The sequence below is a fragment of the Paenibacillus sp. GXUN7292 genome (genome assembly GCF_050864975.1).
Classification (GTDB): Bacteria; Bacillota; Bacilli; order Paenibacillales; family Paenibacillaceae; genus Pristimantibacillus.
Genome location: NZ_JBOZWO010000012.1, coordinates 20,694 through 45,386 on the forward strand (window position 1 = coordinate 20,694; position 24,693 = coordinate 45,386).

Genomic DNA, 24,693 nt, shown 5'->3' on the forward strand with positions numbered 1-24,693 from the left:
GGAACGGCTCTTTGTATGCTACACCTTCGAAGGGCTTATGCCTTTTATTTTTTTGAATTGCTTGCTGAAATAATAAATGTTTTGATATCCGAGCGCGTCGGCCACCTCTCCTACCGTCATGCCATGCTGTCGCAGCAGGTATTCGGCCCTTTCAATTTTTTTTTCTATGATGTAATTTTCAATCGTCTGTCCCATTACTTCCTTGAATTGCAATGAAAAATAGCGTGGTGAGAGATAGGCTTGTTCTGCGAGCTCACTGATACTGCGTGTGCTTCCGGGATTTTCACGAATGGCAGCGGCGATTTCGTTCATTACGGCATAATGTTTATGGCGCTTGCTTTTTACATCTGCCTTTATCGTTAATCCCTCTCTTTTGAAAGCGAGCAGCAAAAGGTTAAGCAATAGCTCTGCTTCTTCCGCATAATGGATTTCCTTGATCGTTACGACTTGGACAAAACGCTCCAAATAAGCTTCGAAATAAAAGGGAGCAGCTAGCGTATGATGCGATGGAAGGTCTGCAAGTGCATCGCGTTGCTCTTCAAGCGAGAAATGAATATAAGTTACAGTAAGCGGATGATCCGGATCATGCCAGGCATTGATGCGGTCACCGGGTCGAAATAGATAGCATTGATTCCGCTGAATTTTCTGTTCCAGCCCATTAAGTACAATCCCGCCTTTACCGCTCCAAACATACCAAAGATCAAAATCGGTAAATGGATTTTCGCTGCGATTCCATTTCCAGTTCTGCTCACAAGAAATCTTCCCGCAATGGGAAGAGAGCCGAATGGATTGCAACGGGAAAGCTAGCATGAAAATCATCTCCTTTTTATGTATTAAAGTATAAATTATTATTCGAATATAGCATTTGTTTTACAGCTTTGTATAGCTATAATGAATTCATAAAATAAGTAAATTTTATAAATGAGAGGGTGTTGTAAAAATGTCTGCTCAATTAACTCCTCAGGAAATCTCCGAACGATTGTATCGTTATGATCGCATTTCCGACAAGTATGCAGGTCTGCATGAAATTACGGAAGACAAAGTGAAGGAATATTTGGCAATGGGCTATTTGGCTGTTGAAGGAGTGCTTGATTCTGCAGAGGTGAAGCATGCAATCGATGCTTTAATGGATATGGTTTTTGTCGATACCAAAGGCGCTTTGCTGCAGTTTTCCAAGCCGGAAAAAGAGCTGTGGACGAATGAGGAACGCGAATTGGCCGTTCGGAAAGTAAGCAGGTTTGTTGAGAATGACGATAGGTTGAAGCATATCGCTTATCATCCAGATATTTTGAAGACAGTTGAGTTGTTACTGGGTGAATCGCCCAAGCTCGTTCAAGATATGGCTTTGCTGAAGCCTCCTATGGGAGGCGGCGAGAAGCCTTGGCATCAGGATATGGCGTATGGCCCGCTTGCTTTTAATAAACCGGTTATCGGCGTATGGATCGCCCTTGATGATGCTGATCTGGATAACGGCTGCATGCATGTGCTGCCTGGCTCTCATGCTGATGGAGCGACTCCGCATTATGCAGTTCGTGATTGGCAGCTTTGCGACTCTCATATTGCAGTGGAGGAGGACGTTGCAATTCCTCTAAAATCTGGAGGACTCATGTTTTTTCACGGTTTGATAAAGCATGGAACACCCTATAATCTTTCGGCAAAGAGAAGGCGTGCTCTGCAATTTCATTATGTCGGGCAGTCCGCTGTGAAGCTTACTCCGCAGGAATACAAGCGTATTTTTACAAACGAGATGACCGGAGCGGAATGCTAGATCCGCAGTTAAAAATAAAAGTAAAAAAGGAATAGCAAGGATAAACGGCTCCGCCGTCCTTTGGACAGGCGCGTTTACCGATGAAATATAGGAACAGGTATAACGTGAAAACTTATACTTTCTAATATTTTAACAAAAGCCCTAAAATCCTTGGTTATACAAGGGTTTTAGGGCTTGATTTGATTTATAAATCATCAAACTTTTTTCTTACCTTCTTTTGAAGCTTAAAGCCAAATCGATTCGTATGAACCTCATTCCTGGCAAGAAGCTTGTAGGCTTCCAGGATATAGGATGTATGAGTGAAAACGTAGATACCGATTGCAATCAGCCCAATACAAATTGGATAATAAGGTGTTAAAAACCCTTCAGAAATAATACTTTTCCTTTCCAATCCAATTGGTATCAATCCAACTGCAAATAATCCGAATCCTGCTATCATAAAAATCGCATATTTTTTTTTCAGATGTTCATATCTGCTGTTAAGCTCCTGGAGATATTTTTCATCAAGCAACAAAGGCTCCTGTTTAAGCACTTTATATTTATCTTCTTCAAAAAAAGAGGTTGACGCAAGGAATACGATCCCTATGGTTGCAATAATAATCGTTGGGATTAAATAAGTTGACGGGTCTTGTTTAAAAATAAAATAAGGGATGAAGGCTAAAGCAACAAAAAATAAACCCAATGAGAAATATTTTGCAGATTTACGGACAGAGAGCAAATAACCTTCTGCCATTTCTTTGCTGACATAATATCCTGATTCTTTATCATTGCTAGGTTCAACAGACTCCTTTAACAAAAAGTCCATCGAAACGCCAAATATATTTCCAATCATAAGAAGCTTTTCAGTTTCAGGATACCCCTGGCCATTTTCCCATTTGCTAATGGCTTGTCTCGTCGTGTTTAATTTTTCGGCTAAACTTTCTTGGGAAAGCCCATTTTCCTTTCTCAATTTTAAAAGTTTTTCACCAAATGTCACTTGCTTAGAACTCCTTCCAAAAACAAAGTTTAAATATATTCAAAGTATTACTTCATTATATCATAGTTCAAATAGCCTCCTAATACTGCGCCAAGGATTCCCCAAAAAACGATGCTAACGGTATGCCAGAAGATTACTTTTCTTTTGTTTGCACCTGCAGCTAATGAGGTGAAGGCAGCGATATGGCCGGAAGCGACTAATGGAGTAATAAGTGCAAGTCCTGGAACGCCATATTTTTCGTACCATTCTCTCGCTTTAGTTGCTCGATTATGAATAAACCCTTTTTTGGGTTTTCGATTACGAATTTTTGTTAGCAGAGCATTAAAAGGTAAAATAACGAACATGATTGAAATCCAGTTACCAATCGCACTTATTATTACTGCTAAAATGATAGGAATCCCGATGAGAGAACCGATGACAGCCCCACCAGGAGATTCTATAAACGGAATCAAAGATGCAATAAAAACGCCTAAATACTGCAGTAGCAAATTTAATTCAGATAATTGACCGACAAACTCTTGTACCAATTGACGAAACATGTACGAACTCCCCTTTTTAATAATAATTCGGTTTACTTCTCCCAAATGTGCTCCTTATTTTTTTCTAATTCGAGACATGCCATATAGAATAGCAAAAATGACAAAGCCTATAAATACGAATGTATTGGTTATGGGTTCATTAATTCTTGGAATGGCGTTCTGAAAAATTTTCAAAAAAATTAAAAGTGCTACGGTAAAAATAATTCCGATAAAAGATAATTGCTTCATTATTTATTTTTTCCTCTCAAATTGCTTTTTTGAATATTCGCTTTTTATTTTTGTTTAAATAGGAGTCTCCTTTCTTACTAACTGTCTATATCTTAGAAAAACATTGGTTTTCCTTCTATCACGCTGCAGTTGCACTTTGTCAACTTTAGGTTGCAAGCATGTTAAACGGTAACAATTCGCCTAATAAACGCTGTAAATACAACCATTACATTTTAAATTTCTAATTGTGTTATCATGTTACATCTGTTATAGTTGATATATAACAAGTGGTGCTGATTTCGATATCGTTATTGGTTGCTACTGGTAGCGTGCTGAAAGAGACTGTCGATTCATTGAGGGCAACTATTGATAAGTAATGAGAAAGGGGAAACGGAGAGCAAGAATGGGAATGGAGAAGCGGCAGCGTCCGCCTTTGTAGGCTAATTTTTTCCTTTACAGGGGTTATTTATTCATAAAAATTGAAATGTAGTTGACGAACAGCATTAGCATTGCGAGAGAGAACGATGGAGGGGATTGGAATGAAAAAAACGAGCGTTTATATTTGCGTATTATTAGCAACTTTATTGATATTGGCTGGCTGCGGAAAAGGGAAAACCGACGAATTCGCGGGAAATCAGCAGAACTCACAAAATCCGCCAAGCTCACAAAGCTCAGAATCGGAATCATTGGAAAGCATAGCCGGTACATGGGAAGGCTCTATTAAAATTCCGAATCAGCCGCTGCTTATTATCGTCAAGTTTGAGGGAAGCAAGGGAACGATCAGCATACCGGCTCAAGGAGTGAATGATTATTCGCTATCAAGTGTGAAGCTGAGCGATTCCGATCTGTTTTTTGATATGAGCATTGGGGGACAAAAGATCACATTTGATGGAAAAGTTGAATTAGAGAAAATCGAAGGAACCTTTAAGCAGAACGGACAAACGTTTCCTTTCGAGCTGAGCCGAAAAAACGAAGATGTTGCAACAGATAAGGGGGATATGGTGCAAATGGAGCTTGCTAACGGTACGATGCTGGGCCAACTGGAATTGCCTGAAGGGGACGGTCCATTTCCGCTTATGATTATTATTGCCGGGTCAGGGCCTACAGATCGTGATGGAAATTCGTTATTGATGCCGGGCAAGAATAATAGCTTGAAAATGGTCGCTGAACAGCTGGCCGCGGAAGGTGTGGCAAGCATACGCTATGATAAGCGCGGGATTGGCAATAATGCCGGACTAGGCGGGAAAGAAGAGGATACTGCCTTTAAAGATTTTGTAGACGATGCTGCTTCCTGGATTGCGTTCGCCAAACAGGATAACCGCTTCTCTAAGGTTGGTGTTATCGGCCATAGCGAAGGCTCCTTGGTAGGAATGGCAGCGGCCCGGCAGGCGGGGGCTGATGTGTATGTGTCTATTGCTGGGGCAGGAAGACCAATTGATCAAGTGCTGCTTGAGCAGCTTGAAGCACAGCTTCCGGCTAATTTGCTGAAGGAGTCGAAAGATATTATGGAACAGCTGAAGCAAGGCAAGCAGGTCGACACTTTCAGTGCTGAGCTGCAAAGCTTGTTCCGCAAATCGGTACAACCTTATATGATTTCTTGGCTGCAATATGATCCGGCGCAATTGCTGAGTGAGCTCGATATTCCAGTGCTGGTTATTAACGGAACAACTGATTTGCAGGTGCCCGTCAAGGATGCTGAGCTTTTGCATGAGGCCAAGAAGGAGTCAAAGCTGCTTATTATCGATGGCATGAATCATGTTTTAAAGGAGTCGTCCGACGAACAAGCGGAAAATATGGCGACCTACACGAATCCCGATCTTCCTTTAGCTGAAGGCTTAATGGATGGGATGGCAGGCTTCTTGAAGGAAGCAGGAATTGTACAATAACTGGTTTTTAAATAGCAGGTAAAGCGGGTGGTGAAAAGACGATGTTGCTCAATATCGATTTGCAATCAGAGACGCCCATTTATACGCAGCTTGTGCATCAAATTATTGAGGGCATTGCGCGCAAGCAGCTGCTGCCCGGGGAGCCGCTTCCTTCCGTGCGCAGCATGGCAGCCGACCTCGGCATAAACTTGCATACGGTTAATAAAGCCTACAATCTTTTGAAGCAGGACGGCTTTGTGCAAATAAACCGCAAGCAAGGGGTGGTCATTCATCCCGATGCATTCCCTGCAGCTGATGAACAGTATATGCTGCGGCTGCAGGAGCAAATGCGTCCGCTGATCGCAGAGGCGATTTGCCGGGGAATGACAAGCGAGCAATTTAAAGAAATGGGTGATCAGGTATTTGCCCAATTTAAAGATAGTGGAGGCTGATGGCAATGAATGACGGATGGATGATCGGACTAGTGCTGCTCATTATGGTGCCTGTCGTATTGATAACGACGATTGTTCCTTATATAACGAGAAGAATAGAAAGCTTTGGCGTGACGATCCCGGAGGAAGCGCAAGATGATGCCGAAATTATAGCCTTAAAAAAGCAATACGTTTGGCTTAACGGAGGTCTTGGAGCGCTGGTAACAGCTTCATTGCTCGTATGCTCAACTATGCTTACGAATGAAACAACATGGAGCGTGCTGCTGCTTGCCCACTTGTTTGGCTATATAATAGTATCTTTTGCGATTTATTTGAAGCAGCATAATGCTGTCAAGGCGTTAAAGAAGCGAAAGCAATGGCTCAATCCGTCAGTTCAGCGTGTAGTAATAGACACCAGCTTTCGCAGACGAAATTTGACGGTTTCCTACTTTTGGTTCATACCTCACATTTTATTAATTATTGGGACGGCTTTGACGGGGGTGCTTGGCTATGAGCATTTCCCTGAGATTATTCCGCTGAAATATAATTTGAGCGGAGAAGTTATCAATAGCGCGGTAAAAAGCTATAGCTCTGTATTATGGCCAGTTGTTACCCAGTCTGTATTACTCATTATATTTATATTTGTTCATTACACAATTGGCCGCAGCAAGCAGCTTATTGAATCAAGCGATCCGGAAGGGTCTTTACAGCGAAATATTTTATTTAGACGGCGCTGGTCTGCGTTTATGATGATTAGCAGCTTCTTGTTTACCGCATTGTTTTTCTTTATTCAGCTCCGCTGGCTGCTTGGCTGGAACGGCATAGAGCAAACGATCGCTCCGCTGGCTGTCACTGGCTTTCTAATTATCGGTTCTATCGTGCTAACTGTAACAACCGGGCAAGGCGGAAGCCGGATAAAGATGGCAAATGGTGCTCAAGGCAAGTCTGCACCTGCAGCAGATCTTGACCAATACTGGAAGCTCGGCATCATTTATTTCAATCCTAAGGATCCGGCACTTTTTGTTGAGAAAAGGTTTGGAGTAGGCATGACGATGAATTTCGGCAGACCAACAGCTTGGATTGTTATAGTAGCAATTATTGCTTTGCCGCTTGTAATGCGACTGTTGTTTAAATAATCGTATAAACTTGCTGGAAGAAAGGAATAATAAGGCATACTCTTTTGTAGTAACAAGGGTATGCCTTTTCGACATAATAGGAAATAAAAGGGTAAAAATCTCGTAAAGACGAATAATAAAACTAAATATATTGTCAATGTACGTAAAAAGTTGTTGACAAAACGTTCACACTCTCATTAAAATTGTAGACGGAAAACAATTATAAAAGAATATCTTTTCGTATAATCTCAAGAATTGGCTTGAGAGTCTCTACTCGATCACCGTAAATGATCAGGCTACGAAAAGTGTGAAAAAGCCCGCATCGGTCCAGCGATAGTGCTTTTTCCCCTTTTTGCAGAGCCTAGAGAAATGTGATTCACATTTTTTCTAGGCTTCTTGTTTGTTCCACCAAAATTTTGGGAGGTTATTAACAAAATGGAACGTTTCTTTCGCTTAAAGGAACTGGGGACAAATGTCAGAACTGAAGTGATGGCTGGTCTGACGACTTTCATGACGATGGCATATATTTTGGCTGTCAATCCGTCGATTTTGGAACCTGCTGGTCTTAACTGGACAGGCGTATTTCTGGCGACGGCGCTAGCTGCAGGTATTTTCTCAATCGCAATGGGCTTGTTCGTTAACTTTCCGGTAGCTCTTGCACCAGGTATGGGTCTGAATGCTTATTTTGCATCGGTCATTCTTGCATCGGCTGCAACGGATACACCGATTTCTCCTGCTATGGGTCTTACGGCAGTATTTATTTCCGGTATTATTTTCTTTATCCTGACGGTTACACAAATTCGTCAGATGCTGATCGTAGCTGTTCCTGACAGCTTGAAGCATGCGATTACAGTTGGTATCGGTTTGTTTATCTCGGTTATCGGCTTGAAAAACAGCGGTCTTATGACTATTAACGTTGAATCTATCAAGCCTATTGAGCCAGGTAAGTTTACACCGCTTCTAGGTTTTGAATCGGTTATTGGAATCGGAAGCTTTACGGATCCAACGATGCTTTACACAATTCTTGCTTTGTTCCTGATTGCTATTCTAATGGTGCTTCGAGTTCCAGGCGCGTTGTTGTTTGGTATTCTAGGTACTACAATTATTGCAATTATAGGCGGACATGTAGATGTGAAAGCAGCTTTTGAAGGACAAACTTGGGTACCAGATTTCAGCACAATGAACGTAGCTCATTTTGACTTCGCAGGTGTGTTTGAAGTTGGTCTTATTACAGTAGTTCTTACGTTTACTTTCGTAGAGCTATTCGATACATTCGGTACACTCATCGGTACAGCTAACCGTGCTGGTATTATGAAAGACAAAGAAAAAGGCAAAAAACGCGTTGGTAAAGCGATGCTTGTTGACGCGATCGGCGTAAGCGGCGGTGCTGTTCTAGGTACAAGTACAGTAACAGCTTTCGTTGAAAGCTCCGCTGGTATTGCACAAGGCGGACGCTCTGGTCTGACTGCGGTTACTACTGGAATTTGCTTCTTGCTAGCGATCTTCTTGTCGCCGCTTGTTGCGCTTGTTCCAGGTGCTGCTACATCCGCTGCATTGATTATCGTTGGCGTGTTGATGATGCAGTCTGTTAAAGAAATTGATTTCCAAGACATGGTGCACGCTATTCCAGCTTTCTTTACGCTAGCGTTCATGGCATTTACTTACAGCATTGCAAACGGTATTTCTTTCGGTATCGTTGCTTATGTAGTACTTGCTGCGGTTGCTAATTTGTCTGGCAAAGGCAAATATCAAATCCACTGGATTATGTGGGTGCTTGCAATCCTTATTATTGGCAGATACGTATTTATGTAATTTTGCAAAAAAAGCAGCGCTGGGCCGGCGCTGCTTTTTTTGTTCAAATCTGATCCTTTTGTCCGTTTACTTGGCGTATTTCTTCGATGATATCCAAAAATGATGCAAAAATACATCATATTTTCAAGTTTTGTTCTCATTATTATAAAATCCTGCGATAATGAGGGATTTTTGAGCAATTTGCCCATTTTTAGCAGAAAAAGCTTAAAATTCCTGTATATTCGCAGGATTTTCCTACAATCTGGCTTCAATCCTAAAAAAATGATGCACTTTTGCAGGATTAATTGTGAATTGATCGCAAAGTGGCTGCACTATAAGCTGCACCAAACCGGATTAGGTTGCAATAGTCAGGCTGCACAAGTTTACACTTGCGGTGCGCCTAGTAAAGCTTACATCCTCTAGCTGGTGAAAAGTCACCCATTAATAGACAGGTAGCCCAAAATAGCAAATCGATATATAATGGTGGAAGTCATCAGCTAGAATATTACTGAAAGCTTGGAGCCGTGAGTATGATCAAACAAAAACAACAAAGTACCCTTCAGCTAAACCAAAAGACGGAGCGCTTTTCGTCTGTTGGCTTTATTTTTGCAGCAATAGGCAGTTCAGTCGGCCTGGGGAATATGTGGAAGTTCCCTTATATTACTGGAGAAAACGGCGGAGCGGCCTTTTTTCTATTATTTTTAGTGTGCTTGATTGTTATTGGATTGCCTGTACTGCTAGCAGAGCTAGCAATAGGCCGAAGCGGTCGAGGGAGCGCGGCAACAGCGTTTGTACGGGCTGGCGGCGGACGTGCCTGGAAAGGTGCCGGATTGCTGCAAGTGCTGGCGCCATTTTTAATCCTAACCTTTTATATTGTTGTTACAGGCTGGACGCTTCATTATGCGTTGTGGGCATTTAATGGCAATTTATTTAAAAGCTCAGATTTTGCCTATCAATTCAGCACATTTACTTCAGGTTACCTGCCAATCGTATGGCAATTCATCTCCATTGTTATAACTGGCGGCGTTGTCTTTTTGGGGGTAGCTAAAGGCATTGAAAAGTTTAATAAAATTCTTATTCCGGGCTTGGTTGCATTGCTCGTTATATTAATGGTCAGGGCGGTTACGCTTCCAAACGCGAACAAAGGGGTTTCCTTTTTCCTTAACCCTGATTTCTCACAGCTGTCTGCGGAATCGGCTTTAGTTGCGTTAGGGCATGCCTTCTTCTCGCTATCGCTGGGAATGGGGATTTTATTAACCTATGGTTCATATGTCCGTAAGGAGCAGTCGCTCGGAACAGCAACACTCGCTATTGCAGCAGGCGATTTGGTTTATGCCTTTATCGCCGGCTTAATTATTTTCCCAACGACGTTTTCTTTCGGCATAGCGCCCGATCAAGGGCCATCGCTAGTCTTTGTTGCTTTGCCTGCTGCGTTTTCGGCTATGCCGTTTGGCGCCATGTTCGGAGGATTGTTCTTTATTTTGCTGGCATTTGCCGCATTAACTTCTGCAGTATCCGTGCTGGAGGTGCCAGTTTCTTATGTAATGGAACGTTTTAGCTGGAGCCGGCCGAAATCTGTTATTGCAGTATGTGCTATTATTTTTGTGCTTGGCGTTCCTTCGGCGTTATCCTTTGGTGCAGTGCCAGGCTTTGTTATTGGCGGTAAGTCAGTGTTTGATTGGGTCGATTTCATTACTTCGAATGTAATGCTTCCGGTAGGCGGTTTGGCGGTAATTGTTTTTGCGGGCTATCGCTGGAAGAGAGCGGCCGAAGCGACCGGGCTTCAAGCTGGCTGGTTCAAACTATGGCTGTTTATGATACGCTATATCGCGCCAGTGCTGATGGTGCTAGTGTTGCTGCATACGACAGGCATACTTTCTTTTGAGTAATAAGCAGATAAAAGCAGATAAAAGCAGATAAAAGCAGATAAATCGATATGCTAGGGTGCGTATCTATTAAACAAGCAGATAAATAACTAAGCCAGGGTGGTTCTTGAAACGTATCCTGGTTTTTTTGCGGATGAGTTTGCGTAACGTGCGAATTGCGAACGAGTGACCGCCAGAAGTACGCGAACGTACACAGTGACCTGATGCAAAAAGGCTGTCAGTACCGTCAGTACCGTCAGAAGAACGCAAACGCCGCAAGTAACGAATACTTGGACAGCGATCCGCTATTGCGCCGAAACAACTCATTAAACCGAAAACCGAAAACCCCTCCCTCGGAGTTTGAAGTCAACAACTATCTGGACACACGATCCGCTATTGCGCCGAAATCCCCTCATTTGCTCGTTAAAAGTGACACACGTTCCGCTATTGTACGAAAACTACCCAAAAACGGACCTGAAATGGGCCGATAACGGAACCAGTGTCCGCGAAACACCGAAAATAGTGTTTTTAGGGCAAATAGCGGAACGAGTGACCGCCAAATATAAGCAAACGTTAGCTCAGCCCCCACTAAACGCCATTATTGCAAACGCGGCTTGTAACTTCTAATTCTTTGTTTACCACTTGCACTTTCCAACAATCCAACCTCAACTAATTTACTAAGAATGCGTCGTGCTGTCCGATCAGACACTCGCAAATGTGCAGCTAGCTCTATTGGTGTAATAGGCCGCAACAAACGGCGAGTAAAGCGGACGGTTTCAGCTTCCAGCCAATTTAATTGGTTCGAGACATCGATTGAAATAAATTTCCCAATAAAGGCAAGCACCATCTGCTGACATTGCTTTGGCTCATCGATAATGGATAAATAGGCGACAGGCAAAAAAGTCCAGCCATCAAGTGCAAGCAAGCTATGGCGGCGGCATAAGTCTTTAAATCTGCGTACATCAAGATCCCTTGCATGAGGACCGTAGCCTTGAATTTCTATTCCGCCTTTAGCTCCAGCTGGCATGTAGGCCAAGTCAATATAACGGTATCCATTGCTAAAATCACGTATTTCCCACTCAGGATACAGATCATTAAAGTTACCGACAGCAGGGAACCAGACCATGCGGAGAAACTCAATAGTACCATGGCCTAGCCCTTTTTCCAGAAGCTCTCGTCTACGTGGATTTTTATCAATGTTAATATTCGACTGCAGCCATTGCAAATAGTACTCCTCAAATTTGGACATCATCTTAACCTCCGATTTTTATTTTAGAAAATACAAAAAGCCACTTCACAAGGGAACACCTATTAAGGCAGTCCTTTTGAGAAGCGGCGTATTCTTTACGACCATATCAATTTTTACAAATAATAAAATTATAGCTGGTTTGTAGGAAAGAGACAACTAGCGGAGACAACTGGCGAATTGAAAAATGATTTTGACGACGAAGCAGACAATGCATATACGAACTGACTGTGCGCCTTTACGAACGGAATTCGACGAATGACCGTAACCCGCTACCGTGCCAAACATACCTCATTACACAGTCTCCACAGCTGATCCGTCCGACCGCTATCTAAAGCATAACTCGGATAATGATTGGATCCGACAATATACTTGATTCTTTCGGTAAGCTTTACATTGAGCTCTGCGGGCTGAATAATACCCAGTTTATCATTAAACAGCTGTCCGCTCATCTCTTTGAACTTAGCGTTGCTGCATATTTCATAATAGTTATTCGCCATGGCATCGGGCAACGGAAATATCAGGTTTTGCATATGGGCTGCTAATTTCCAAAGACCGCTTAGATTTCTTAACGTACGTTTTGACATACGCACGCCGGATATTTGCAGCGCATTAACTTTGATGCCATACGGTTTCCATTCTTCCGCCATTTTGCGAGTAAGCATGAATAAAGCCATTTTGGAGTCACCATACATTTTGTAGGAGTTGTAAGGGCGGGCTTGAGAAGCGTCACTATTAGTGTTTGCGATTAAATTCCATTCAATGGAGCGCTTCGGATCAAAGAAGTGTTTAATATTGGTGCTGCAAGCATGAAGCACTCGTGCGTCATCGGATTTTTGCAGAAGGTCGAGCAGCAGATGAGTCAATAAAAAAGGGCCGAATGTGTTTGCTGCAAAAGTCAGCTCGATCCCATCAACGCTGCCTTGCCATTGGCGCTGGCCATGCTTAAAATGTGCCGCATTATGAATAATGCAGTCGATATGATCATAATGTTCACGTAGACGCTCATTGAATTGGTGAATGGATGCAAAGGAGGAGACATCGAGCTGAAGTAAGCTAACGTGAGTTGATTTTGTTTGCTCCATGATTTCATGCATGACAGCAGCGCTCGACAATGTATCCCGGCAGGCCATAACGACATGCCAGCCATTGCTGGCGAATTGGATGGCTGCAGCTTTTCCAATGCCGGAGTTTGCTCCTGTAATAATAACAATCTTATTGGCCCTGCCAAACTCATCTCTCATAGCGGCCCTCCATATTGTTGTATTAGCTGCTCGATGGTTTTTTCATTTTGCACATGAGCAGCGACGATCAAGTCGATCGCTGTACTATTAAGCAAAGCGGCAAGCTGAGCTTCATCCTCAAAGGCGTCAGGCAGCTGATTGCTTGCGGCCATCACGGAAATGCCTGTATGAAAAAGCTTCATTTTCAACAAGATTAGCTCCAGCTGTTCGTCTGATAAGCGGCTGAAAATCGGATCGCTTCGCATATGCTCAATTAAAAAGCCGCCGCTGCTATGCTGCTGTTTCAATAAAGGATGTTTGGAGTTAATAAGTTCTAGAAACAGCACGCTGTACTTCTTGGCAAATAACAGGCTGGCCATGCCGATGTCCTTGAATGGATCGCCGGATTGCTGCTCCTGCAGTATTTGTTTGCTGATCATAAGCGTCTTTTCGATTACAGCTTCAAGCAATTCCTCAGTGTCTTTAAAATTTACATAAATAGGGGCAATGGAGCTCCCCAGCTTTGCTGCAACGCTGCGTATAGTAATGCCTGCAAAGCCCTCTGAGGAAGCGATGTCGAAGGCAGCATCAATAATTTGTTCTTTTGTAAACTTTGTTTTCGGTGCCATTAAGCTTCCATCCTTTTACTAATATCATCCGATATATATCATTCGATATTTAATATTATAAGTGTTGTGTAAAGTTATGTAAATAGTATAATTGTACTTGTGTGACATTTATCACATCACCCTAAAATTTGCCACAGTATAATGAAACCAAGACCACAAGTTACGGAGGTAATCATTTATGAACAAAGAAATTAATATCCCAGAGAATCCGGTATCGCGATTTCTATTCAGCAGCACGAGAGCAGGTCTAATCTGGCTGGTAGTACGTTTGTATCTTGGATATGCATGGATTACAGCAGGCTGGAAAAAAGTTAATTCTGATGCCTGGACAGGGGATAATGCCGGTGCGGCACTAAAAGGCTTCTTGGGAGGCGCTATTGCAAAATCGCAAGAAGGCGGAGATGTAACTGGCTGGTATGCATCTTTCCTTGAAAATTTTGTTATACCAAATGCAAAAGTATTCAGTTATATGGTTGCTTTTGGGGAATTGCTAGTAGGTTTGGGACTTATCTTAGGTCTTCTAACAGGGATTGCAGCATTTTTCGGAGCACTTATGAACGTCAGCTTCTTGTTCGCGGGTACACTAAGCACAAATCCTTTATTGTTTATTCTTGCAACTTGGCTAGTTCTAGCTTGGAAAAACGCAGGCTGGTACGGACTTGACCGCTGGGCGCTTCCGCTGCTTGGGACACCTTGGACGAGGGATAAAAATAAAAAAGATGAAATATCAGCTTAACCTGACTATCAAAACGTGCATCAGTCGCATTTGCGATTGCTGCACGTTTTTTTATTGCAGAAAAAGCATAGCATCACAAATGGAGGTTATTATTCTGCGGCACTTATGTTATGTTTACAAGGACGATAGTTATGGCGGATGATCATAGCACTTCGTTGCTTCTATGATTCACCGATTTTTTTCAATGCTGAAATGGGTTGGGAGGATAAGCATGAATCAAAGACTGAAGCAATTGCCTAATATTTTGTTGAATGCTGGAGGCGGAATAGTCAGCAACAAAGATGAATGGGCGCAGAAACGCAGAAAGGAATTAGTCGAGCTTTTTCGTACGCATGTGTATGGCAGGGCTCCTGTTCGCCGTCCGGAATCGATGCGTATAGCGGTAAAAGCGGAAGATCTGATGATGGACGGATTAGCTGTACGTAAAAAAATAGAAATTCAATATGAAGGGCCAGGCGGCACAGGTAAGCTCCCGTTTGTCTTGTTTATTCCTGCTAAGGCAGACAAGCCTGTTCCTGCGTTTGTTCTTATTAATAATCGGGGTACAGCCGTTGCGGATCCCGATCGCAAGCAATTAAGCGGCTTTTGGCCGGCCGAGCTGTTGATTGAGCGAGGATATGCAGCCGCTGTTTTTCAAGTAGAGGATGTAGACCCGGATGTGCATGATGAATTTCGCAACGGTGTGCATGGCTTGTTCGACCCGCCGCTGGATAAGCGGCCAGGCGATGCATGGGGCACGATAGCGGCGTGGGCATGGGGAGCCTCTCGCGTGATGGATGCGCTGGAGGAGGAAGCGGCTATTGATGCGAGCCGAATTGCTTTAGCCGGCCATTCCCGCGGCGGAAAAACAGCTTTATGGGCCGGCGCCGAGGACGAGCGCTTCGCAATGGTCGTAAGCAATAATTCTGGCTGCACCGGAGCGGCGCTGTCCAGAGGCAAGCAGGGAGAACGAATTAGCCATATTAACGCTTCCTTTCCTCATTGGTTTGCCGAAAATTATAAGCAGTACAATGATCGCGAGGATGAGCTTCCAGTTGACCAGCATATGCTGCTAGGACTTATCGCTCCTCGCCTGCTCTATGTATCCAGCGCAACCGAGGATAGCTGGGCAGACCCTGAATCAGAATTTTTATCACTTATTGCAGTACAGCCGATTTACAAATTGCACGGCTATGATGGGATAGGCGCGGAAACTATGCCTGCTGCTGAAACCCCTATTAGCAGCGAGAGGCTAGGTTATCATCTACGAACAGGGGATCACGATTTAACAGAATATGATTGGCGCTGCTTTATCGATTTTGCCGACGCCAATCTCATTTAGAATAGACAACAAGCCAATGGCTCCAATACAGGCAGCTGTTGGCTTGTTGTTGTTTTAGCAAGGATGACGAGTCGAGTTTTTTCGATTAATATAAGGGTAGTCAGGAAAGCTATCGTTTCATTATGGACAACTATTTATAACCAATAAGAAGGGGCAACGGAGAGCAAGCTTGGGACTGGAGAAGCGGCAGCGTCCGCCTTTGTAGGCCAATTTTAACCTTTATAGGTTTTATGTAATATAAAAAATTGGAATACAACAGCGGTCGGAAGCCCAACTTGATCGTAGTAGCCTTCTATCTTATGTAACCTTATTCATAATGAATCGATAAAGCGAAAGGAGCGAGGCTGGTTGAAAACGATTGATTTGAATTGTGATATGGGCGAAGGGTTTGGCGTCTATCGCATTGGCGATCCTGGCCTTGACCATCAAATTATGGAGCAGATTACTTCTGTTAATATAGCGTGCGGATTTCATGCGGGCGATGCGGCGACGATGCGGGCGATGGTGAAGCTTGCTGTGCAGCATAATGTTGCAATTGGCGCTCATCCGGGACTGCCGGATTTGATCGGCTTTGGGCGCAGGGAAATACAAATTACGGCGCAGGAAGCTTTTGATATGACAGTATATCAGCTGGGAGCACTTAGCGCTTTTGCCAAGGCAGAAGGCGGAATTGTCCGTCATGTAAAGCCGCATGGCGCTTTGTACAATATGGCGGCAAGATCACGCGAGCTGGCTGAGGCCATTGTTAATGCAGTGTATAAGGTGGATGCCGAGCTTATCCTATACGGCTTGTCTGGAAGCGAGTTGATTCATGCAGCCGATAGAATCGGGATGAGAAGCGCGAGCGAGGTGTTCGCCGATCGGACTTATGAGCAAGACGGAAGCCTGACGCCGAGGGGGATGGCCGGGGCAGTTATTCATGATCGTGCGATTGCCGCCGAGCAGGCTGTTCGCATGGCTGTCGCCGGAGAAACGCAAACTCGGGACGGAGTGACTATTAAGCTGAAAGCGGACACGATATGTGTGCATGGCGACACGCCGGACGCTTTGAATTATATGAAGCAGCTGCGCAGCGGTCTGGAACAGGCAGGTATTGTTGTGCAAGGCCTAGTATAGGACAGCACGGCCACCATGTAGCGATAGGAGGAGAATGCATGCAGGATGTATATGAAATCGAGCCGCTCGGAGAATGCGCTGTTATTATTCGCTTGGGAGAGCGTATTGACGAGTATGTTCATGATAAGGTCATGCGGATGAGCGAGCATTTGGAACAGCATCCTTTTGCAGGCTGGATAGAAGCGGTGCCGAGCTACGCAGCCGTTACGATTCATTATGATCCCTTTGCAGTATACAAAAGCAGGAGAGCAGCCGAGAAGCAGCACTTAACTATATACGAGACCATCAGCAAAAGACTGGATTGTATTTTACAAAATAGTCTCTTTAATGAAAATTTTGATTCGCATCAAGCACCAAACAAGGCTGCTTTTCCAGTAATAGTTCCTGTCTGCTACGGCGGCGAGTATGGACCTGATTTGCCGTTTGTTGCAAAGCATTGCGGTCTTACTGAGAATGAAGTCATCAAGCTGCATGCTGAGACAGATTATTTGGTCTATATGATAGGCTTTGCGCCAGGTTTTCCATACTTGGGCGGCATGCCGGAACAGCTGGCGACACCTCGGCGGGCCGAGCCGCGGCTGCAAATTCCGGCTGGCAGTGTAGGCATTGCAGGCGGGCAAACGGGCATATATCCGTATGCTACTCCGGGAGGCTGGCAGCTGATAGGCAGATCGCCCGTTAAGCTGTTTGATGCTGCGAAGGAGCCACCCTCCTATTTGCAGGCAGGCATCAAGCTGCGCTTCGAGCCCATTACGCCTGAGCAATACGCTGCGATAGCTGCGGAGACCGTGGGTGCAAGCTGAGATAAGCTATGAGCGGCAAAGGGGGAGTGGACGTTGAGTTTGTATATTTTACAGCCGGGCATGCAGGCGATGGTTCAGGACCTTGGCCGATTCGGTTATCAAAAATATGGCGTGAGCCCCAGCGGAGCCATGGATTTGCCCGCAGCGCGGATTGCCAATTGGCTGGTTGGCAATAAGGAAACGGAAGCAGTCATTGAATTGACTTATTGCGGGGCAAAGCTAAAGGCTGAACGAACGCTGCTGCTTGCTGTTTGCGGAGCGGATATGTCAGCGGCGGTGGATGGCGAAAGATTGCCATTATGGCGTCCGGTAGCAGTTAAAGCAGGAACGACGATTCACTTTGGCAGCAATCGGGCAGGCTGCCGCGCCTACATCGCAATCGGCGGTGGAATAGCTGTTCAGCCTGTGCTGCAAAGCCGCAGCACTTATTTGCGCGGAGAACTCGGAGGGCTGCAGGGCAGAGGATTGCAGAGCGGTGATCGAATCGAGCTGCTTAGCGACGATGTCAAAGCCAGCACTATGCAAATCAAGCTGCTCAATCGGATGAAAGCGGGCAGCAGCCTGTCTGCTTCTGACTGGCATGCTGATTCGGCTGTCTATGAAGGCAGGCATAATCCGGCTTTCATTCGGGTTATAACAGGCAAGCATTATGAACGGCTTACGGAAAAAAGCAAGATGGAGCTTTCGCATACGGCCTTTAAAATAGGTATGCAGTCAGATCGCATGGGCAGCAGGGTGGAAGGGGCGGCGCTTCAGCTCGAACGGCCAATTGAGCTGCTGTCAGAGGGGATCGCAACAGGCACTGTCCAGCTGCCGCCTAACGGTCAGCCGATCATTCTGCTTGCTGATCGCCAGACGACTGGCGGATATCCGAGAATTGCACATGTATGCATGGCCGATTTGCCTAAGCTTGCCCAGCTGAAGCCGGGCGATGTGTTCCGATTTGAATTCATTTCGCAAAGGGAAGCGGAAAGTCTTTTAATCAAAAAGGAATTAGAGCTTCAGCAAATAAAAGCAGCCATTGCTTTAAAGCATCTAGCGATGCAATAAGGCAATGGCTTTATTTTAAAAATATAGGAAAGTATATGTTTTCAACCCTTATAAGAGCTATTTGAAAAATAAGAAATGGGTAGGCAGCTTGCGCATCTGACCGTCTGAAGGATGGTTAATAACCTTTCCGTTGAAAACTAGCGTGGAGGAGCCTCCCCCATCCAAATTGTAGCCGTCGATAACGCCGTAGCCTTTTAGTAGAGTTTGTATTTCCTCTAACGTAGCTCCGACACTGCCGGCTTTGTTGTAGCCGTCAGTTACTAAAATCAGCAGCTGATCATCCTTGTAGCTGGCAATTACGGTTCGCGGTGCGCGTACTGGACTCGTTTTCCATTTGTCGGGAATCGTTTGGGCAGCGCCATTTTTGAGCAGTACAGGCACAAATGAAGCGCCGAATTTCGGATTAAGCTTGTCCAGCTGCTGCTTAGATGCAAATTTGCCGCCAATCAGCTTGTTGCTGCTGTTCAGTCCGACAAAGAACAGATCCGAATAGCTGGCTTCGAAGCCGCCGTTAATATATTTGCCGTCAATAACGGTTGTGCTGAGCGGATAACGCTTGCCCTTGCTGTCAGCAAAGCCGCCTGCATTAACACCGACTGCAGCTTTATGCTGCTGAACAGCCTCCAGCGTCGTGCGGGCTTTTCCAGGCTCATTCCCTCCAAGCACCATAGACATGGCATCGTCCGATTTCAGCTTGATTTTGACAAGGTAGCTGTTAAATTTGCTTTCCTTGCTGTAAAAAAGCTGTGCGCGCAGCTTGTCTGAGTTGATCGTTGAAGCGGGCTTGCCCAGCTTGCTTGTAATTTTTTGATCATACAGCTTTAAAGGACGCTCGGCTTGCGTGGCAGCTGTGTGCGCAATATCCTTCATGGCAGCATTCGTGTTTTGATAAAGCTGAAGCTGCTTATGTATCGCCTGCTGAGTAGCCTCGGCAGTAATAGCGGCATCATCAAGCTGGGATAACGTTTGCTCATGCAAGCTTGTATCCATCGTATGCTGGGATAAGGACAATAAATTTGGCTTCATTTCGTCAGATGACAAAGTGACGGACGGATTAATCGAAAGCAGCCAAATCAAAGCGCCTATGAAAGGCGTACAGGCAAGCAGCATAGTACGATTAAACTGTTTGATCGTTCTATTCATTTCAGGACATCCAGATTTTTCTTAAGTTCGTTCAACTGTTTCTTCACTTCATTAAGCTGGGTATACAGCTTATTGCTATTATCCGTTTTGCTGTCTGCGTTATCTTTGGTAAAGGTAAGCAGCTCGTTAAGTGCATCTACTTTTCCTGTCAATTCGGTCATGCGTACTTCATATTGCTTGTCCAGCTCAGCGAGTTTATCATCGTAGGCTTTTTGTAAAGCCAATAATTCTGATTTGGTCTGCGCTTCAATGGCAGAGGCAATTTGTTGCCGGGTATGATCGCCATACCATTTGGCGCCAAAAATGCCGCCGCCGATCAAGAGGAGCCATATGGCAATAAATATAGCAAGAGCTATCGGATCGCGTTTTTTTCGAGGATAAGCAGCAGGGCTTCGTGAAGGTTGTTGTGTTTCGGTTTGCAGTTCAGTCATCTTGAATCACCTCATCTTGTAGTTGTACCGTAGAAGTGTAGATGAACCAAGAAGAATCTGCCCCTCAATCCGCTATGAGGGTGAGCATCTTCAAGAAATATAAGTCATTTCAAAAGAGCAAGCACTAATAAATGATTATATTTGAACAAAAGATATGTAAGTCCCGAGCGAATACGCCTTTCTAAATATTTGACGCTTTTTCCGTTAAAAGGTTGCGGGCAAATCGGGATAGCCGCCGCCACTGAAGCCTTTTGTCGTTTTATTGTAACAAAGGTGGCAAGGGACTGTCTCACTTTTTTCGATGGTAAAGTATGGTGCTTAGACTATTTGCATCATGCTTATCGGCTTGCCGGCTCCTCCCTTGCTGTTGGGCTTTGAGGTTGGCAGGCCTTGAAGTATAATAGATACAAGAAGTTCATGTCCAAGGAATTATGAAAGAGAGGGATCGCAATGAATCAGCCGCAATCGATGCACCGGGCAGAAGCGATGTTCGCTGGAGGCTGCTTCTGGTGTATGGTTTCACCATTTGAGGAGCAACCGGGTATTATTTCTGTCGTATCTGGATATACAGGCGGTCATACAGAAAACCCGACTTATGAGGAAGTATGCTCAGAAGCGACAGGACATGCTGAAGCCGTTCATATTACGTATGATCCAACTATTTTTCCATATGAAAAGCTGTTAGATGTATTTTGGAGGCAAATTGATCCGACCGATGCAGGCGGCCAGTTTTATGACCGCGGGGCCTCCTACCGTACGGCTATTTACTACTATACAGAGGAGCAGCGTCAGCAGGCGGAAGCATCCAAGCAGCAGCTGGAAGCGTCCGGCAGGTTTGACCGTCCTATTGTAACGGAAATAACAGAGGCAACCACTTTTTATCCGGCTGAAGATTACCATCAGCAATATTACAAGACGAATCCGCTGCGGTATAAAATGTACCGTAAAGGCTCAGGCCGAGACAACTTTATTCAAAAGCATTGGCGTATGGAAAAGGATATGGACAAGCTGCGCGGGCGTTTGACGGATATTCAATATCATGTTACTCAGAATAACGGAACAGAGCGTCCTTTTACCGGGGAATATTGGGATCTTGAGGATGAGGGCATCTATGTAGATATTGTATCGGGTGAGCCATTGTTCAGCTCCAGAGATAAATACGACGCGGGCTGCGGTTGGCCGAGCTTTACGAAGCCGCTGCATGGTTCGTCTATTACGGAGCATACGGACACGAGTCATTTTATGGTTCGGGTAGAGGTGCGCAGCAAGGAAGCAGATTCTCATCTTGGGCATGTGTTCGATGACGGGCCGCAGCCAACTGGCCAGCGTTATTGCATCAATTCGGCCGCACTCCGTTTTATACCGAAGGATAAGCTGGAGGAAGAAGGCTACGGACAGTACAAGCAATTGTTTGAGGATGGAAAGTAACAATGAAACTACAGTTTCCAGGATTGTCTTAATCAGCAGGGAGTAGGGGGAACGACACATGGAGAGAGAAACTGGATTAGCGTCAAAGGAAGCGATTGCTCCGTCAATGTCATTGGATGAAGCGATAAGATCGCGCCGTTCAATAGGAAGAGTTAAGCAAACAGCGGTTCCGCGCCATTTAATAGAAGAAATAATTGATGCTGCATGCTGGGCGCCAAGTCATTACAATACGCAGCCGTGGAGATTTATCGTCATGACGGGTGAAGGCCGCAGCCTGCTCGGACGAGGCTATGCCAATGTAGCAACAGCGAAGAATCCTGAGCTGGCTGGCGAGCAGCTGGAGGAGCTTCTTGCCAAGGAGCATATGAAGGCGAAGCGCGCCCCGGTTATTATTGCGGCGGTATGCTCGCCGTCGGATGACCCGAGAGCCATCTATATGGAAGAATTGGCTGCTGCGCACAGTGCGGTGCAAAATTTGCTGCTTGCCGCGCATGCGCGCGGTTTAGGCGCTATATGGCGCTCAGGCGCGCCTATGTATCACGACGCGATGAAGCAAACGTTCCAGCTAGCTGACAAAGAGGAGCTTATTGCGCTAGTCTATATAGGTTACTCCGACATGCCAGATAAAACCTCGACGCGCAAAGCGATTCATGAAGTAACAAGCTGGGTAGAATAAGATATAAGCTGCGAGCCAGTCTTGGGGCCTCCCTTTTTCATGGGGGCTTTCCGTTTAGACTTGGCTCGCAGCTTTTATTTTTACAAAGGACAGCGGTGCTGGTTAGACTTGGGAAATGATGTTTACTTCACAATGAATTTCCAGCTTTCTGAGGCTTTTATAGAAGTAGGCAGGGTGCGTGGGAGCTTGCAGGCCGCCACTCTTTTGAACTAACTACATTTTCTCAGGCTGTTGAAAAAGCTCCGCAACGGCTTAATAGCCCGGATAACAGACCTGAAGCAGTAAGCGGGAAGCCGTCGATTCATTGTAGGAGTTAAATAACCGAGCAAAAGTCGTAATGCCATCTGTTTAGAATTGTAACGGAACTGAAAAGCTCTATTTAGCAAAAAAAAGGTGTTTTAAAACTGTAACGGAACTGTAGTGCGCTATAGGTGATCTTTCCACGTTTAGGTAGTGATTTTGAGTAAATAAGGTTTTCTCAGTTCCTTTAGATTTTAGAATAAGCTGATTTCCGTACAATAGCGTGTCTTAGTAGGGTGTCGGTTAATTGTGAATAGGGCAATAAGCAATCAAAAGGGATGTTACTACGATCAAGTTTGGGATTCCGACCGCTGTTGTAGTCCAATTTTTTTGATTACATAACCCCTGTAAAGGATAAAATTGGCCTACAAAGGCGGACGCTGCCGCTTCTCCATTCCCAATCTTGCTCTTCGTTCCCTTTCTTTTTGCTTGCCAATCGTTGCCCACAATTAATCGACACCCTCCTCAGTTCCGTTAGCGTTTTTCAACGGCCTGAAAAAACTGCATCGAGATTTTAAGAAATCGATAACTAGCTCAATCCGATTCAGCACAAACCAGCTCTTTTGTCCAGTGACCACCACACACCTATATTAGCTTTTTCACCGTGAAATTGGACTCCAAAGCATACCAGTTTTGCGTAAACGACAATCCCAGCACCCAGTAGCTTATCCCACGCAGCCTGTAGCTTTTAACGGCATCGAATTTGGCCTGGATGCTTCGGGCATCCTCGAACCAGACGATGTGCTCCCTGCCATGCTCATCTATATACATGTAATAAGGCGATTGAGATTCTGTATCGTATTGAATTTCAGCACTGTATTCCGCAGCGCGCCGGATCGCTTCATCCGAGCTTATTGCCTGGGCCAGCCGGCCGCCCTTCACATAGGGGAGAGTCCAATCATAGCCGTACAGCGGAACGCCCATCAATATTTTTTCCGGCGGTATAACACTGAGCGCATAGTTCAGCACCTTCACCACTTCGTTGATTGGAGCAACCGCCCGTGGAGCGCCGCCGGACCAGCCCCATTCGTAGGTCATGAGAATAACAAAGTCAACGATTTGGCCATGGGCTGCATAATCATGCGCTTCATACAACGAGCCTGGCTGCTCGGCGTAAAGCTTAGGGGCTAAAGCCGTAGAAACTTTATAGCGGTACGGATGGAGCGCATTGACGACCGTTTGCAGAAAGTAGTTATAAGCGATCCGATCCTGGGGAAGTACATATTCAAAATCAATATGAAGCGTTGTATATCCTCTTGCGTGCATAATAGAGAGTGTTTGATGGATCAGTCTTTGCTGGAGCATAGGTTGATTTAATATAGCATGCACGATATGCGAGTTGAAAATACTGTTGTCAAAATTAGTAATGACCATCATCGGCATCGTTTTCTTTAAATAAGCATTGTGAATGATGGAGCTATCGTCAAGCTCAGACAGCGAGCCGTCCATTTTTACTCTATAGCTAAATGGGCTTAGGTGGGTGAGATGCCCGCCAGCTTCATCTATAATGCTTGCCCCCGCAGAGTCAAGCAATTCTGTATAGCCGTTTACTTCGATAGCGGGCTTTTTTCGGCTTGGAATATGCAGCTCTTGCCCAGGAACAATAAGGGCAGGATTGTGCAGCTGATTAGCCTCTTGCAGCTCTTGAAGCGTTACGCCGTAAAGCTGTCCGATCGACCACAAGGTTTCGCCTGCAGCTACCCGGTGAAAGCTAAGCCGTGCCTCGACAGGAATAATAACAGCTTGACCAATTATAAGTGTGCTCGAAGGCATCAGTCCGTTGGCAGCAGCAATTTGCTGCAATGGCGCATTATAATGCTGAGATAACGACCACAGCGAGTCTCCTCTTTTTACGGTATGTATTAGCAACAGCACCAAGCCTCCTGAAAATAGATCATTTCTATATAAATTCTATTAGCCGTTTGCCTAGAAAATGATAGTTTTAACAAAGAAGTTGCGGTTTAGATAAATTTAGCGTGAAAATGGTCAGGAAGTCGCAATCGCGAATCGAGCAACATTCGAAAAAACTAGCTA

Annotated in this window: 22 protein-coding genes and 1 riboswitch; of the genes, 13 read left to right on the top strand and 9 right to left on the bottom strand. The window is 44.9% G+C overall.

The annotated features are described in order from the left end of the window. Positions 1–18 precede the first annotated feature (18 nt). Positions 19–810 carry a helix-turn-helix domain-containing protein gene (locus tag ACRRU2_RS12030; protein ID WP_432501877.1) on the bottom strand — a complete coding sequence of 264 codons (792 nt, stop codon included), beginning with the start codon at positions 808–810 and terminating at the stop codon, positions 19–21. 130 nt (positions 811–940) lie between these two features. On the opposite strand from ACRRU2_RS12030, the gene ACRRU2_RS12035 reads away from it, so the two are divergent. Continuing rightward, complete coding sequence (locus ACRRU2_RS12035) at positions 941–1,768, top strand: phytanoyl-CoA dioxygenase family protein (protein ID WP_432501879.1); 828 nt, start codon at positions 941–943, stop codon at positions 1,766–1,768. 184 nt (positions 1,769–1,952) lie between these two features. Here the strand turns inward: ACRRU2_RS12035 and ACRRU2_RS12040 are convergent, their stop codons facing one another. Further along, a complete protein-coding gene (locus ACRRU2_RS12040) occupies positions 1,953–2,744 on the bottom strand; it encodes a helix-turn-helix domain-containing protein (protein WP_432501881.1) in 792 nt (263 codons plus the stop codon). Positions 2,745–2,791: 47 nt separating this feature from the next. After that, a complete protein-coding gene (locus ACRRU2_RS12045; RefSeq protein WP_331700321.1) occupies positions 2,792–3,283 on the bottom strand; it encodes a small multi-drug export protein in 492 nt (163 codons plus the stop codon). Between the two features lie 746 nt (positions 3,284–4,029). Between ACRRU2_RS12045 and ACRRU2_RS12050 the strand changes: the two genes are divergently transcribed. The 5 genes from ACRRU2_RS12050 to ACRRU2_RS12070 all read left to right on the top strand — a co-directional run bounded on the left by ACRRU2_RS12050 (position 4,030) and on the right by ACRRU2_RS12070 (position 10,581). Beyond that, positions 4,030–5,376, top strand: coding sequence for an alpha/beta hydrolase family protein (locus ACRRU2_RS12050; protein ID WP_432501883.1), 1,347 nt, complete (start codon positions 4,030–4,032; stop codon positions 5,374–5,376). Positions 5,377–5,417: 41 nt separating this feature from the next. Further along, on the top strand, positions 5,418–5,807 hold the full coding sequence (locus tag ACRRU2_RS12055; RefSeq protein ID WP_432501885.1) for a GntR family transcriptional regulator: 390 nt from the start codon (positions 5,418–5,420) through the stop codon (positions 5,805–5,807). A gap of 5 nt (positions 5,808–5,812) precedes the next feature. Continuing rightward, positions 5,813–6,922 (top strand): DUF1648 domain-containing protein, encoded by a 1,110-nt coding sequence (locus ACRRU2_RS12060; RefSeq protein WP_432501888.1) that lies wholly within the window; start codon positions 5,813–5,815, stop codon positions 6,920–6,922. A 197-nt stretch (positions 6,923–7,119) separates the two neighbouring features. Continuing rightward, a riboswitch (purine riboswitch) is annotated at positions 7,120–7,220 on the top strand. 116 nt (positions 7,221–7,336) lie between these two features. Continuing rightward, positions 7,337–8,713, top strand: a complete 1,377-nt coding sequence (locus tag ACRRU2_RS12065) for an NCS2 family permease (protein WP_331700317.1) — start codon at positions 7,337–7,339, stop codon at positions 8,711–8,713. A 509-nt stretch (positions 8,714–9,222) separates the two neighbouring features. After that, positions 9,223–10,581: a sodium-dependent transporter gene (locus tag ACRRU2_RS12070; protein ID WP_432501891.1), complete on the top strand. Its 1,359-nt coding sequence runs from the start codon at positions 9,223–9,225 to the stop codon at positions 10,579–10,581. A gap of 574 nt (positions 10,582–11,155) precedes the next feature. Here the strand turns inward: ACRRU2_RS12070 and ACRRU2_RS12075 are convergent. The 3 genes from ACRRU2_RS12075 to ACRRU2_RS12085 form a co-directional block, all read right to left on the bottom strand. Next, positions 11,156–11,806 carry a transcriptional regulator gene (locus ACRRU2_RS12075; RefSeq protein WP_432502064.1) on the bottom strand — a complete coding sequence of 217 codons (651 nt, stop codon included), beginning with the start codon at positions 11,804–11,806 and terminating at the stop codon, positions 11,156–11,158. A 269-nt stretch (positions 11,807–12,075) separates the two neighbouring features. Then, positions 12,076–13,047 carry an SDR family NAD(P)-dependent oxidoreductase gene (locus ACRRU2_RS12080; RefSeq protein ID WP_331700315.1) on the bottom strand — a complete coding sequence of 324 codons (972 nt, stop codon included), beginning with the start codon at positions 13,045–13,047 and terminating at the stop codon, positions 12,076–12,078. Next, positions 13,044–13,655, bottom strand: a complete 612-nt coding sequence (locus ACRRU2_RS12085) for a TetR/AcrR family transcriptional regulator (protein ID WP_432501893.1) — start codon at positions 13,653–13,655, stop codon at positions 13,044–13,046. The genes ACRRU2_RS12080 and ACRRU2_RS12085 overlap by 4 nt, the downstream gene beginning before the upstream one ends. Positions 13,656–13,833: 178 nt before the next feature. Here ACRRU2_RS12085 and ACRRU2_RS12090 point away from each other — a divergent pair, with 178 nt between their 5' ends. From ACRRU2_RS12090 to ACRRU2_RS12110, 5 genes are all read left to right on the top strand, one after another. Continuing rightward, positions 13,834–14,391: a DoxX family membrane protein gene (locus ACRRU2_RS12090; RefSeq protein WP_331700313.1), complete on the top strand. Its 558-nt coding sequence runs from the start codon at positions 13,834–13,836 to the stop codon at positions 14,389–14,391. A gap of 211 nt (positions 14,392–14,602) precedes the next feature. Further along, complete coding sequence (locus tag ACRRU2_RS12095; protein ID WP_432501895.1) at positions 14,603–15,712, top strand: alpha/beta hydrolase family protein; 1,110 nt, start codon at positions 14,603–14,605, stop codon at positions 15,710–15,712. A 348-nt stretch (positions 15,713–16,060) separates the two neighbouring features. Continuing rightward, complete coding sequence (locus ACRRU2_RS12100) at positions 16,061–16,828, top strand: LamB/YcsF family protein (RefSeq protein ID WP_432501897.1); 768 nt, start codon at positions 16,061–16,063, stop codon at positions 16,826–16,828. A 38-nt stretch (positions 16,829–16,866) separates the two neighbouring features. Next, a complete protein-coding gene (pxpB, locus tag ACRRU2_RS12105; RefSeq protein ID WP_432501900.1) occupies positions 16,867–17,631 on the top strand; it encodes a 5-oxoprolinase subunit PxpB in 765 nt (254 codons plus the stop codon). A 33-nt stretch (positions 17,632–17,664) separates the two neighbouring features. Further along, complete coding sequence (locus ACRRU2_RS12110) at positions 17,665–18,681, top strand: biotin-dependent carboxyltransferase family protein (protein WP_432501902.1); 1,017 nt, start codon at positions 17,665–17,667, stop codon at positions 18,679–18,681. A gap of 57 nt (positions 18,682–18,738) precedes the next feature. On the opposite strand, the gene ACRRU2_RS12115 is transcribed toward ACRRU2_RS12110, so the two are convergent. Then, the gene (locus ACRRU2_RS12115) at positions 18,739–19,824 is read right to left on the bottom strand and encodes a phosphodiester glycosidase family protein (protein WP_432501904.1); all 1,086 of its coding nucleotides are present in this window, start codon (positions 19,822–19,824) and stop codon (positions 18,739–18,741) included. Continuing rightward, a complete protein-coding gene (locus tag ACRRU2_RS12120; protein ID WP_432501906.1) occupies positions 19,821–20,255 on the bottom strand; it encodes a hypothetical protein in 435 nt (144 codons plus the stop codon). The genes ACRRU2_RS12115 and ACRRU2_RS12120 overlap by 4 nt, the downstream gene beginning before the upstream one ends. A 450-nt stretch (positions 20,256–20,705) precedes the next feature. On the opposite strand from ACRRU2_RS12120, the gene msrA reads away from it, so the two are divergent. Both msrA and ACRRU2_RS12130 read left to right on the top strand, forming a co-directional pair. Further along, positions 20,706–21,683 (top strand): peptide-methionine (S)-S-oxide reductase MsrA, encoded by a 978-nt coding sequence (gene msrA, locus ACRRU2_RS12125; RefSeq protein ID WP_432501908.1) that lies wholly within the window; start codon positions 20,706–20,708, stop codon positions 21,681–21,683. A 58-nt stretch (positions 21,684–21,741) separates the two neighbouring features. Further along, positions 21,742–22,359 carry a nitroreductase family protein gene (locus tag ACRRU2_RS12130; protein ID WP_432501910.1) on the top strand — a complete coding sequence of 206 codons (618 nt, stop codon included), beginning with the start codon at positions 21,742–21,744 and terminating at the stop codon, positions 22,357–22,359. Positions 22,360–23,244: 885 nt separating this feature from the next. On the opposite strand, the gene ACRRU2_RS12135 is transcribed toward ACRRU2_RS12130, so the two are convergent. After that, on the bottom strand, positions 23,245–24,534 hold the full coding sequence (locus ACRRU2_RS12135) for a LysM peptidoglycan-binding domain-containing protein (protein ID WP_432501912.1): 1,290 nt from the start codon (positions 24,532–24,534) through the stop codon (positions 23,245–23,247). Between the last annotated feature and the right edge of the window lie 159 nt (positions 24,535–24,693).